Raw genomic sequence first — 12,926 nt, forward strand, 5'->3', positions numbered from 1 at the left:
AGCGTCCGTCCCCCGACCGGGAATCATTCTCCGAATGATCTCCCCGGACTCCCTGACGGGAGGTGGATCATGCGTCAGGTGATTCGTCGCAAAGAGGTCGGCGACCTCCGCTCCCTCCTTTCCCGGCACCGCTCCGCAGCTCTGACCGGCGGCTTCGGGACCGGCAGGCGTTCGATCCTGCGGGCACTCGAATCAGAGTGGGAGGGGACAGTCATCAGAGTGGCATCGAGCCCGTTCGACGAGGACAGCCTCTTCTCCGGGATCGGCGGTCTGCTGGCCGCCGTCAGCGCATCCGCCGACGGATCCCCGGATCCGGCGGAGCTCGCCGCCGATGAGATCGTGCCGAGCATCATGACGGCCCTCCGATCGATCCCGGGAGAGGAGGACACGCTCATCCTCGTACCCAATGCCGACGAGATGGACATGGACTCGCAGCGGGTGCTCGGGCAGGTGCTTCGCCGTCTGAAGACCGGACGCCTGCATATCGTCATCACGGCACGGTCGATCGATGATGACGGTCCGTTCGCCTCGGTGCCGGAGATCGAACTTGCGGAGCTGAGCATCGCCGAACTCATCGAGCTTGCCCGCGACCTCGCGCTCGCCCGCTTCGGACACACGATGATCGCCGAGGAGGCGGCCCAGATCGCCGCCCACGCCGCGTCAGGTCGGCCCTTGGCAGTCAGCCACATCCTCGAGGAGATGGCGCCGAGCGAGATGCGCGGTGAGATCGCATTGTCGATCCCGGTGCGAGTGGGGCCGGCCAGTCGTCCGATGATCGCCGACTATGTCGAGGGGCTGACGCCCGAGGCCGATGCGCTGCTCAGATGCCTGTCCCTGTCTCCGCTGACTCCTCTGCGGCCCCTGGCCAGGAGGATGCCCGGATTCTGGGAAGCTGTCGACGAGCTGGAGTCGCGCGGAACGATCGAACGCCGGGGAGCTCTTCTGCGGATACCGCACGGATTCGTCCGCGCCATGGTGCAGCAGTCGATGGGGGCGAGCGAGCGCCGCAGAACCCATCTCACACTGGTCGAGGACTGTGCCGATACCTGGCCGCAGGTCGAGGCGTGGCATGTCTCGTTCGTCGATCCGGGTGAGGAGACCGCGCAGCATCTGGCGGCGCACGCTCTCGGACTGGTCCGACGCGAACTCACCGCCGGCGGCGTCGAATTCGCCGAACGAGCCATCCGAGTCTGCAATGATCTCGAAGAGCTGCGCGGTCAGCTGGTCGAGATCGCAGAGACATTGTCCGATCACGGGCAGTTCGTCTTCTCCCGTCGCTATGTGCGGATCGCCTCCCGATCGAACCGGGCAGCGGTTGTCGTCCGCGCTCGGGCTCTCGAAGTCCGCAACGTCTTCCTTGAAACGCAGACATTGCCTTCCTCACTGTTCACGTCGTGGAGCAGGGACGAATCGGAACAGGCGCCCTCCGAAGTGGCACGCCTGCAGCTGACTCTGGCGCTCTGCCACTGTGAACGAGGCGAATTCCCCCGAGCGCAGGAGCTCCTGGCGCTCGCCGAGGCCACCAGCGAGCACTTTCGCGCAGGCGAGCAGCAGCTTGCGCAGGCGGTTCGCATCCTGCTCGACAGCAACAGCGGGGAAGACGGATCGGCGCTCGCCGGATTCGCGAGCCTGCAGGAACACCAGGATTCGATCAGACCGAGCTTCGGGCTCGCTGTCGCCACCGGGCTGATGCTCACCGAACATTACGAAGCCGCCGCAGCTGTGCTCGACCACATCGGCGAGACATGCGCGGCGAACCGAGTCTGGAAGCGACAGGTGGACTGCGTCCGCGCAGACCTGGAAGTGCGTCTCGGTCGCGTCAGCCAAGCCGTTGCCATCATCGACAGAATCATCGCGGAATCGGCCGCCGACAAGAGCAGAGGACTCGCCGTCGTCCGTCGGGACCGGACTCTGCTGCTGCACGCCTGGAAGCTGCTGCTGACCGGACGCGCCGGAGAAGCGGGGTCGGTCGAAGAACAAACCGCGGCTCTGGCTTCGGCGACGAACAATCAACGCCTGCTGGCCGAACTCAATGCGCTTCAGGGCAGATACCTGCTGCGCACCGACTGTCCCGCCGAAGCCCTCGGCCACCTTCGGCGCTGCGAACAGCTCTCTGCGGCTGTGACCAATCCGAACGTGCGTCGCTTCGAAGGCGACCTCATCGAAGCGTTGGTGGGTGTTGGCAGACGGGAACATGCGACTCTTCTGCTCCAGAAGCTGCGTGACCGCGCGAAGGTATGCCCTTCTCGGTGGGTCGACTTGGTCGTCGGGCGGAGCGAAGCGCTTCTGGCCGCTGGGGAGACTGCCACCGATCTGTTCGGGCGAACACTGCGGCAGGCCAGCACCTCTGAGTTCGTCTTCGAGAAGGCAGTCACTCATGCTGCTTTCGCCTCGAGACTGACCGATAACGGCTCGAAGCTGAGAGCACGTGAACAGAGGCTCGCCGCCGCGGCACTGCTTCGCGAAGTCGGGGCCGGGCGTCTCGCCGAGCACCTTAGCAACGGGCAGATCGTTGAGGAGCCGAAAGTACCGACGATGCCTGGCCTGCCGCGCCTCGGCGAACTCAGCGATGAGGAGCTCAAGGTCGTCGAGCTGGTCCGTGCCGGACTGAAGAACCGGGAGATCTCCGAACGGATCTTCGTCTCCCTGCGCACCGTCGAACTCCGGCTCACGGCCGTCTACCGCAAGCTCGATGTCGGTTCGCGAACCGAACTCGTGTCCCGTTTGGCGGGCAACCCGCGTCTCGCCGCCGTCTGAGCACCGGCGGAGGAGGAATCCGCTGAGCGGCATACCGCACGGCCGTCGCGGATGACCGCAGTCCCTCCTCCGCAAGCGGCAGAGCAGTCACAGTACCCCCATAGCGTGAAGTCGACGCATTCCGCAGTTGGAATCGCTGCATCGCCGGCTCGCTCCGACGATGTCCGTCAGCCACAAGGACTGGGCCGGAACAGCCGAGCATGGGAGATCACGATGACTGTGTCAGAACATCCGAATCCACTCACCCGGATGGGTGCTGTGAGCGAGGCGCCGCCGGCCCCGGTGACTTCTGGTGCACCCTGGTCGGCGCGGATGTCGATGCGGATCTGGAGGAGCAAGACCAGATTCCAACTAGTCTTCGATGTGGCAGCCTGGGCCGTTGCCGGACTGTTCGCCTCGGCAGTTATGGGCGCGGGTGTCGTCAGCGCAGTCGAACTCGCCTCCGCAGTCACGGCCGCAGCGATTCTGCAGCTGCTCCTCGGCTTGCTCATCGGGCTCTATCGCAGTCGCTTCCATTATGGCAGCTTCGCCGAATACGGCGGCATCGCCATCATCGCCCTGATCATCGCGTGCGGTCTGATGGCTGTCACGTTGGGGGATTCCCCGTTCGTTCTGCTCACCGTGTTCTCCGCCGTCATCTTCATGACCGGCAGCCGTTACCTCGTCCGCTGGTCCCACCAGATCGCCACCCGCCCGCTGCAAGGGGAGCGAGTGCTAGTCGTCGGCGCCGGTGCCGCGGCTGAGTCCCTCATTCGGCAGATGCTCTCCGATCCTGACGGTGCCTATCTTCCCGTCGGGCTCATCGACGATGACCCGCACAAACGTCATCTGAGCGTCCACGGGGTCCGTGTCCGCGGAACGAGCGAGGACATCGCCGAGGTGGCCGGATGGCTTAACGTCTCCGGCGTCATCGTCGCGATCGCCGATTCCGAAGCGGAGTTCCTGCAGACCTGCCGCGATCGTCTGCAGCCGACAGGGAAATGGCTGAGGACGATCCCACCGCTGGCAGAGATGGTCAATCGAAGGGTCGAGATCGGCGATATCCGCGATATCAAGGTCGAGGACCTCATCGGCCGTGCCCCGGTGCACACCGATCTGGCAGAGATCGCTGAGAAGGTGGCCGGCAAACGGGTGCTTGTCACCGGAGCCGGAGGATCGATCGGCAGCGAACTCTGCCGACAGCTGTTCTCTCTCCACCCTGAGAGCCTCGTCATGCTCGATCGGGATGAGACCGCGCTGCACGGAGTCGAACTCATGCTCTACGGCTCGGCGCTGCTGATGTCGCCGAACACCGTGCTCGCCGATATCCGCGACAGGAGCGCCCTTGACCATATCTTCGCCGAGGCGAAGCCGCAGATCGTCTTCCACGCAGCGGCACTCAAACATCTGCCGATGCTGCAGCGATTCCCCGAGGAGGCCTGGAAGACGAATGTCCATGGCACCCTCAACGTCCTCGAGGCCGCACGTGCGGCCGGAGTCGAAACCTTCGTCAACATTTCGACGGACAAGGCCGCCGCCCCGACGAGCGAACTCGGTCGGAGCAAGAGGATCGCCGAAAGACTCGTCAGCGGATTCGCAGCGAAGTCGCCCGGTACCTACCTCTCGGTCCGCTTCGGCAATGTCCTCGGTTCTCGCGGATCGGTGCTCCTGTCGTTCCAGGAGCAGATCAGACAGGGCGGTCCGATCACGGTCACCGATCCGGAGGTCCGACGCTTCTTTATGACGATCCCGGAGGCCTGCCAGCTGGTGCTGCAGGCGGCGACGATCGGTGAAGACGGCTACGTCATGGTCCTCGACATGGGTGAACCCGTGCGCATCGTCGATATCGCACGGAGCCTGGTGGCGATGTCGAATCAGAATACCGAGATCGTCTATACCGGCCTGCGTGAAGGCGAGAAGCTCGACGAGGAGCTCTTCGGCGACTATGAGGGCACGGTCATCCGCGTCCACGACAAGATCAGCAGAGTGGAGGCGCCGGTCCTCTCGTCCGCTGAGCTGCCGATCGATATGGCCGAGCGGAGCATCATCGAAGAATTCTGCGACCGCAGCTGCCGTCCCCAACCGGAACTCGGTCATCAAGTGGACCGCCGAGAACCCGCCGGCGGAGCTGTCCGCCTGTCGGTGCCGACCACATTGATTTCGGACGAGGTCAGGCCATGACGATCTCGGACGCGGCACCGACGAAGCCGCAGACCGCACTGGAGCCTCAGCCTGTCCCGGCCGTCAGCCGGATCCTCCTGTCGGGCCCCGACGTCGGGGAACTCGAAGAGGAATTCCTGTTGCGCGCGTTTCGCAGCGGCTGGATAGCACCTGTCGGTCCGGACCTCGAAGCGTTCGAGACCGAGCTTGCGACAAAAGTCGGAGTCTCTTATGCGGTTGGGCTCTCATCCGGCACGGCGGCTCTCCACCTCGGCCTTCTCGGCCTTGGAGTGCGGCCGGGAGACCTGGTGATCACGTCGACGATGACATTCGCCGCAACGGCGAACGCCATCACCTATTGCGGAGCCGAACCTGTATTCGTCGACTGCTCCTCGGACGGAAACATGGATCCGGCACAGCTGCACCGGGCTTTGAAGAACTCGATCCGAGGTAAGAAGAAGCCGGCGGCAATCGTCCCGGTCGACCTGCTCGGACGGCCTGCCGACTACGACCGGATCTTGCCGATCGCGGCCGAATTCGAAGTCCCCGTCCTCGTCGACGCCGCCGAATCGCTGGGATCCCGCTATGGAGCTGCCACCTGCGGCAGCTTCGGCGACGCCGCGGTCGTGTCATTCAACGGCAACAAGATCATGACCACCTCGGGTGGTGGAGCACTGCTCACCGATGATGCCAGCTTCGCCGACTACGCGCGATATCTCTCGACCCAGGCCAGAGAACCTGTTGCCCACTATGAGCATCGTGAGATCGGCTTCAACTATCGGTTGAGCAATCTGCTCGCGGCACTTGGCCGGGCACAGCTGACGCGGCTCGATTCGATGGTCGCGAGACGACGGGAGATCCGGTGTCGCTACCGCGACCTGATCGTGTCGATCGACGGGGCCGCGCTCTTCGGCGATGACAACACTCACCGTGACAATGCTTGGCTGACCACGATCCTCGTCGATCCTCGAACTGCCGGGTTCAGTGCGCCCGACCTGGGCGCGTGGCTGGCCGAACACAATATCGAGACTCGGCCGCTGTGGAAGCCGATGCATCTGCAGCCGGTGTTCTCCGGAGCCCAGATGTACGGGGGAGGAGTCTCTGAGAGTCTCTTCGCCACCGGCCTCGCTCTGCCGAGCGGTTCGACGATGGGCGAGGCAGACATTGAGCGGATCATCGCGACTGTCACGGAGTTTCTCAAAGCACGAGTTGCGTCGGCGGGACGACAGACACCGCAATGAAGTCTCAAGACAGAGAGAATCCGGCTCGTGCTCCGCACCGCAACGACGCCGAATGAAACAGATATCCAAACGAGGAGAAGTGAGTCACAATGCTGTCAACGGTACGCAGATACGCAGCGCAGATGCTGCCGAAAGGGCTGTCATCGGCAGTAGTCGACGACGTCTATTCGGCGCTGAAGAGTCCCGTTGCTCCCCATCGACCCGATGCGCTGGATCGGATTGCGCAGCATGCACGAACTCATGTGCCCTTCTACCAGCAGCTGCCGGGGGAAGGCTTCGATTCGCTGCCGGTCGTCACGAAACCGATGATGGTCGAAGATCGGCGGCAGTTCTTCGACCGGAGTGTCGACCCTGACCGCCTCACGACCCGATTCTCGTCGGGCACTTCCGGAATCAGCTATATCTCCTATTTCGATGCCGACCGAATCTCTCACCATCGAGCCGAGATGGTGGCAGTTCACAAGTACCTCGGCGCCGATCCCTTCGCAACTGTCGTTCACGGGACATCGTGGCTTGACGTGTCGGCTCGAACCAGAATGGCGTTCCATCTGCAAGGCAAGAGGATGTACGCCGGAGCGAGTGATGAGAGGAGCATCCGGAAGATCGCGAATTGGCTCAGACGCAGACGCGGAACGATCATCGTCGCCCTCTGTTCCTATCTGGACGCACTCTTCGAAGGGTTCCGAGAGTGCGACATCGTGTTCGAAGAGGGAGTCGTCGGAGCCGTGCTTGGAATCGGCGAACCGGCAACCAATTCACTCGACCAGTTGGTGCGGACTCACGCCGGAGTCAACCTTTTCATGCGGTATTCCAACACCGAGAACGGAATCTTCGGAATCTCGGACGGCGCGCTGACTCGTTACACCCTCAACACTTCGACGTTCCACTTCGAGATCCTCGAACTGGATTCGGACGCACCCGTTCAACCCGGCGAAATCGGGCGGATCGTGGTCACCGATCTGTTCAACCGTGCCTCGCCCTATCTCAGATATGACACCGGGGATCTCGGACGATTCGCCGTCGACGAGACCGGTGCGGCGAATACTGCCATACTGCAGGAGCTCCGAGGACGAAAGCGCGATTTTCCGGTCGGAGGCACAGTGGAGGCACCACGGAGGCTGCTCTATATGGAAATCCTCGAACACGTTGATCGGATGACGGACATCAAGCAGTTCCAACTGCGTCAGAACGATATCGGGAAGTTCACCTGGGTGCTCAACGCACCCCAATCGGCCGAGATCGAGGCACGGCTGCGCGCCCTCCTCAATGAGAGCGTCGGAGACATCGTGCGCTGTGACTTCTCGTATGACTCCGAAGAACTCGTTGTGGGTTTCGGGAAACGCCAGCACTTCATCAATGAGATGCCGGATCCTGAGCAGCACTTCCGTTCCGGGTCACTGCGCTGAGTCGGGTGGCGAAGCCGATTCCCGCGCCGTGACGCGGACGCTTTCGTACTTGGCCGAAACGACGCCGGTCTCATAGAGTCTCCACTGTTGCCCGATGTCGATGCCCATGGCCTGCGCCAGATAGTACAGCGGGACATCGGCTCCGGCAAGATGGGCGAATGGGTATCCTCCGCCGAAGCGCGGATTGATGTCGATGACAGTGCTGCGTCCCTCCTCGTCGAGGAACATGTCGACATCGATGAGTCCGGTGAGCCCAGCAGCTTCCGCGATGAGAGCCGAATTCGCGACGAACGGTGCAGGATCCACCGTAACCGCTTTGTCCGTCTCGCCCGCTCTCATCCGCAGCTTGCGTCGGGCAAGGACAGCGGCGAGGTCACCGGGGGCGCGGAGGGCACCGACGATGTCGACACCGTGTTCGACGCCGGAGAGTTTGGGCTGGACCACGACATCGTCGGCAGTCGGCTCAGTGTCTGATCGTGCAGGCGCGGTGAGCAGTGATTCGGCCACAGCCTCTTCCGCACGGTCAGCGGAGACGATGGCGAGGCCCGACGAGCCGCTGCCGAACCGATGTTTGACGACGACGTCATCAGAATTCGATGCAAGAGCCGACAGCCCGTCACGGTCTCCTCCGCTGACGGTTGGTGCCGTTGGTACGCCGATGTCGGTGAGCATCTGCGCCGTCTGCAGCTTGTCGACGCAGCCGCGCTGCCATTCGGCGGACACACCGGGGACGAGCACTCCCGACTGTCGCATTCGGTCCGCGAGGTCCGTATTCACATGGAGATGAAGGAGCTCATAGTCGTTGACGGAGATGAACAGCTGTGGTTCGAGGTCGGCGATGAGGTCCAACAGGGCGGTCTCATAAGCAGGGTCCGAGTACTTCGGCATGATTCTGCCGATGTCGCCATAAGTCGCGGATGAACTCGTCTTGTCGTTCTCGGTCACGACCACTCGACTGTCGATCTCGAGTGTGTCGAAGGCTTGCCGGAACCAATCGATGAGATACAGGCGGCGGCCGGCCGAGCCGATCACGACTGTGGCTGGAATCGACGTCATGTGGTCCTCCTGCGATCACTCAGCGTAGTGCGAGCTATGGGCGTATGTTTCCTCGGCGCGAAGAAGGCTGACACCTTTGAACGACCGTCGTCGGCCTGTTACTCAGAAGCTTATCCGCCTCTGAGACGACGAACCAGGATTCGCTGCGCTCCAGGCCCGTTCGAGCGGGTCACCGCAGGGTCACTGCGGGTCACCGCAGGCTCATGTAAAGCCCCGGTCCGAGCTCCTTCCACGCCGGTAGCGTGAACCGCGAAATGCCGAGCTTTCCGAGCCGGTTAGAACGGTGCAGAAGAGTCTTTGAGAGCTCGCCGGTGTCGTCGGTCGCAATCATCGACAGCAGTCCTGCGCGCAATGGTTCCGCAGTGTGAAAGGACACGTTCATGGGCAAGTTCGAAAGGGATCCGCTGTCGTCGGTTGCTGTCGACGCAAAGGTGACGATGCAGAGTACGGAGGAGCAGTGACACCTCAGACGTTCAATGTGCTCGCGGTCTGCACCGGCAACATCTGTCGGTCGCGCATCGCGGAGTCGGTGCTCGCGAAGAGATTCGCCGACATCTCCGAGATTCGTCTGCGTTCGGCCGGGACACGGGCCGCCACTGGGTGGCTGATCCCGGAGGAAGTGCGAGAGATCGCCGGTTACATGGGAGTCGACGAAATCCGTACCCGCCGCACGAAGCAGGTGAGCGAGCAGGCTCTTGGTGACGCCGACCTCGTCCTCGTGATGACTCGAGATCACCGGCGGGAAGTGGTCGAACTCAATCCGCGAATCGTCCGCAGAACCTTCACGATCCGTGAACTCGCCAGCCTCGCCGCGGTGACCCGCGACGCCGACATCATAAGCGAAGGCGGCGGGCCATCAGCAGACCGGGCCGCGCGCCTGCGCGCCGCAGTCGGAGCAGCCGGCCGGCGACGCAGCCGGCGCCGGTCCCCGAAACAAGTCACAGTCGACGATGTCATCGATCCTTACGGCTGCGATCGTGACACCTACGCCCGATCGGCGCTCCAGCTCGCTCCCGCGGTCGAAGGGGTCGCGGCTCTGTTCCAAAGGGCGCTCAACCTCGGGGAGGGAGAATGATGGGCGAGTTCGATCCGAAGACGCCGAGCCGGCGGCGAGGTCACCCGACCGTGGTACGCCGGAGGCGGCCGTATGACACGGTGAAGCGGACGATCGATGTCTGTGCCGGCGCGCTCGGAATCATTGTGACGGCACCGGTGCAAGCGGGACTCGCTGTGATCGTCCTCGTCGTGCACGGTCGGCCGGTGATCTTCCGCCAGCCTCGTCCGGGGCGAGGGGAGGAGATCTTCGAGATCCTCAAGTTCCGGACCATGCTCCATCCCGACGACAAACATGTCACCGACGGCCAGCGCCTGACCCCGCTCGGACGGTTTCTGCGGGCTTCGAGTCTCGATGAGCTGCCCTCGCTGTGGAACGTCCTCCGGGGCGATATGAGCCTCGTCGGACCGCGGCCGCTGCGGGTCGAATACCTCGAGCGCTATACGCCGGAGCAATCGCGACGGCACGAGACTCTGCCGGGAATCACCGGTCTGGCACAGGTGCGAGGCCGCAATGAGCTCGACTGGGATGACAAGTTCCGCCTCGATGTGGAGTACGTCGACCGCCGGTGCCTGCGTCTCGACCTGCACATTCTGCTGCAGACGGTGCAGACCGTGCTGGGCAGACAGGGCATCAACAAAGGCGGATTCGATACGATGCCGACGTTCACCCGAGAGAAGGACCCCGGCGATGAACGTACGTGACCGATTCGGCGGCGCCAAGCTCGCCGCCGCGGTGCTGGTCGCTTCGCAGGTGTTGGCCGCCGGCGGCGCCGTGGCAGTGAACCTGTTGGCCGCTTTCGTGCTCAGCCCCGCCGGGCGCGGTGATCTCGCATTCGCACTTCAGCTTGCGTACTTTCTCTCAGTCTTCGCGATCATGGGCCTCGAACGCCCCTTCATCGCGGCGCGCTCCGGGGGATTCGGCACCGAGTACCGAGTCTTCTCCAAAATGGTGACACCGGGAACTCTCTGCATCCTGCCGGTCGTGGTCCTTGCCGCCATGTTCTCGCCATTCAGCACCGACTGGCTGTGGCTGGGCGTCATTGCGATCGCCGGCTATGTCGCACTCAATTCCTTGGTGCGGGCACTGCGCGTCGCCTATGTCTGCAGCCGTGAATGGAAATGGTTCACGGTCAATGCGGTCGCCACCCAGGTCATCATCGTCATCGGTGCCATGCTGCTGGTGCTTTTCAAAGTGGACGATCCGGTGCTGTGGATGTGGGCCTACGCCGCCTCGGCGCTGCCAGCCGTGGCGCTGCTGTTCCTCGTGCCCAAGTCGTGGAAGCCTGCGGCCCCGTCGCGGGAGGAGAGTCGGGGGCTGCGCCGCCGCGGCTTGGTCCTGCTGCCCTCGGATTTCAGCAACACTGCAATGCTCCGCTCGGACCGACTGCTGCTGCCCATGCTGAGCAGTTCGGCGGCGCTGGGCCTCTACGTCACCGTGGCCACTGTCCTGGAGATGGCGACCTGGCCGGTGCAGCAGTGGGTGGATGCCTCCCTGCGCAGCTGGTCGACGTCGTTCGCATCGGGTCCGCTCCCCGTCGTCAGGCTCATCGGCGGCAGCCTCCTCCTGCTCGCCGCCTCCGCCGGGCTGCTCGGGGCCGCAGCCTGGGCCATGATCCTCTTCGTCCTCCCGGAGTCCTACCTTCCGGCGACCACGGTGATCATTCCCCTCGCAGTGTCTGCCATCGTATTCGGCCTCACCCGTGTCCAACAGGGACTGCTCATCGCCGCGGACGCGCCGGGAACCGTGTCGATCGTCGAGATCGTCGGCACCGCAGCCTCGCTGCTGGCCTACCTCGCTCTGATTCCGCCCTTCGGGATGCTCGGCGCGGCCTACGGATCGATCATCGGCTACAGCGTCTGCGCTGCGGCCGGTGCGATCGCCCTTGCCAGGGTGTTACGCAGCAGAAGTGAGGGAACGATGCGAGCACAACCACCGGACTGCGAGCCGGTTGGTGCGGTGGGCGACGCAGAGACGCCCGCGCTGATGGCGGCGACCGAGGAGTCTGCCCCTGAGACGACCGACCGATTCACAGACGAGACGAGGAAGTGAACCCATGGACATCGTGATGATCGCTCATTTCACCGGCGGTGGAAGCCACCCCAATGACCGTTTCGACGCCTTGGCGAGCATACTCGCCCGGCGTGGAGCGCAGGTGGAACTCGTCACCTCATCTTTCCATCACCTGTCGAAGTCGCAGCGGGACCTCACTCTCATCCGGAACCCGCAGTATCTGACGACGTATCTGGCTGAACCGGACTACCGAGGCAATGTCTCCATCGGACGTCTGCGCAGTCATCGTGTGCTGGCCAAGAGACTCAACGAGTATCTGCAACAGCGCAGAGTCCCTGATGTCGTCTACTGTGCCGTCCCCTCTCTCGAGGTCGCGCAGGTCGCTGCCGACTATGCCGAACGGCACGGAGTGCGATTCGTCATCGATGTCCAGGACCTGTGGCCAGAGGCCTTCGAAATGGTGCTCAGACCGCAGTGGGCAGGTCGTCCTCTGTTCGCGCCGTTGCGCCGAACGGCCGAACGGATCTACCAGGCAGCCGACGCAGTGATCACCGTCTCCGAGACCTATTCGAGCCGAGTCGCCGATGCACGCGGTGACGATTCAGCAGTGAGCACCGTCTACCTGGGAACGGATCTCAGCCGCTTCGACCGATTCACAGCAGAGCGACCGAGCGACGACGGATACGTCGAACTCGCCTATATCGGGACCCTGGGCCACAGCTATGATCTGCCCACCGTCTTCGGTGCTGTCCGCAAGCTGAACCACGATGGCATCCGCATGCGGCTGCACGTCATGGGCACCGGGCCGTTCGAAAGCCAATGGAGGCGTGAACTGGCCGATCTGCCGGACGAAGTCATCTTCTACGGACGACTCGAATTCCCGGAGATGGTAGCCCGCCTGCGCGGCTGCGATATTGCGATGAATCCCATCGTCGCCGGGGCCGCACAGTCCATTACTAACAAGATCGGTGACTACGCGGCGGCGGGCCTGCCCGTGGTCAACTCTCAGGAATGCGAAGAATACCGCGACCTCCTCGAGGACTACGGTGCCGGCATCAGCTGTGATCCGAGCATCGAATCCATGTCCCAGGCCCTGGTGGAGATGGCGGCCGACAGGCAGCTGGCCGAACGCGGACGCGGATCCCGCCGCATGGCCGAAGAACGGTTCGATCGTGTCGTGACCTATGAACGACTGGGTGAGGTGGTCCTCGATGCCAGCTGAACTCGCACACCCCAGCATGCTCCACCGAAGCAGAGCCG

At 63.4% G+C, this 12,926-nt stretch carries 9 protein-coding genes; 8 read left to right on the top strand and 1 reads right to left on the bottom strand.

What is annotated here, in order from left to right; genetic code table 11:
- The first annotated feature begins 69 nt into the window (after positions 1 to 69).
- The 4 genes from HU144_RS05360 (at position 70) to HU144_RS05375 (ending at position 7,543) form a co-directional block, all read left to right on the top strand.
- A complete protein-coding gene (locus HU144_RS05360) occupies positions 70 to 2,757 on the top strand; it encodes a helix-turn-helix domain-containing protein (protein ID WP_235350447.1) in 2,688 nt (895 codons plus the stop codon).
- 213 nt (positions 2,758 to 2,970) lie between these two features.
- On the top strand, positions 2,971 to 4,917 hold the full coding sequence (locus HU144_RS05365) for a nucleoside-diphosphate sugar epimerase/dehydratase (RefSeq protein ID WP_235350448.1): 1,947 nt from the start codon (positions 2,971 to 2,973) through the stop codon (positions 4,915 to 4,917).
- On the top strand, positions 4,914 to 6,137 hold the full coding sequence (locus HU144_RS05370) for a DegT/DnrJ/EryC1/StrS family aminotransferase (protein ID WP_235350449.1): 1,224 nt from the start codon (positions 4,914 to 4,916) through the stop codon (positions 6,135 to 6,137). The genes HU144_RS05365 and HU144_RS05370 overlap by 4 nt, the downstream gene beginning before the upstream one ends.
- 89 nt (positions 6,138 to 6,226) lie before the next feature.
- Positions 6,227 to 7,543: a hypothetical protein gene (locus HU144_RS05375; protein WP_235350450.1), complete on the top strand. Its 1,317-nt coding sequence runs from the start codon at positions 6,227 to 6,229 to the stop codon at positions 7,541 to 7,543.
- On the opposite strand, the gene HU144_RS05380 is transcribed toward HU144_RS05375, so the two are convergent.
- Entirely contained in the window at positions 7,532 to 8,599 is a 1,068-nt protein-coding gene (locus HU144_RS05380; RefSeq protein ID WP_235350451.1) for an ATP-grasp domain-containing protein, read from the bottom strand. The genes HU144_RS05375 and HU144_RS05380 overlap by 12 nt on opposite strands.
- 457 nt (positions 8,600 to 9,056) lie before the next feature.
- Here HU144_RS05380 and HU144_RS05385 point away from each other — a divergent pair, with 457 nt between their 5' ends.
- The 4 genes from HU144_RS05385 to HU144_RS05400 are packed head-to-tail and all read left to right on the top strand — an operon-like array spanning position 9,057 to position 12,888.
- Positions 9,057 to 9,674, top strand: coding sequence for an arsenate reductase/protein-tyrosine-phosphatase family protein (locus tag HU144_RS05385; RefSeq protein WP_235350452.1), 618 nt, complete (start codon positions 9,057 to 9,059; stop codon positions 9,672 to 9,674).
- Positions 9,674 to 10,357: a sugar transferase gene (locus HU144_RS05390; RefSeq protein WP_235350453.1), complete on the top strand. Its 684-nt coding sequence runs from the start codon at positions 9,674 to 9,676 to the stop codon at positions 10,355 to 10,357. The genes HU144_RS05385 and HU144_RS05390 overlap by 1 nt, the downstream gene beginning before the upstream one ends.
- Positions 10,344 to 11,705 (top strand): lipopolysaccharide biosynthesis protein, encoded by a 1,362-nt coding sequence (locus HU144_RS05395; RefSeq protein ID WP_235350454.1) that lies wholly within the window; start codon positions 10,344 to 10,346, stop codon positions 11,703 to 11,705. The genes HU144_RS05390 and HU144_RS05395 overlap by 14 nt, the downstream gene beginning before the upstream one ends.
- Before the next feature lie 4 nt (positions 11,706 to 11,709).
- Entirely contained in the window at positions 11,710 to 12,888 is a 1,179-nt protein-coding gene (locus HU144_RS05400) for a glycosyltransferase family 4 protein (RefSeq protein ID WP_235350455.1), read from the top strand.
- Positions 12,889 to 12,926 lie beyond the last annotated feature (38 nt).

Origin of the sequence: Brevibacterium sp. UCMA 11752 (genome assembly GCF_021532235.1) — a bacterium.
Classification (GTDB): domain Bacteria; phylum Actinomycetota; class Actinomycetes; order Actinomycetales; family Brevibacteriaceae; genus Brevibacterium; species Brevibacterium antiquum.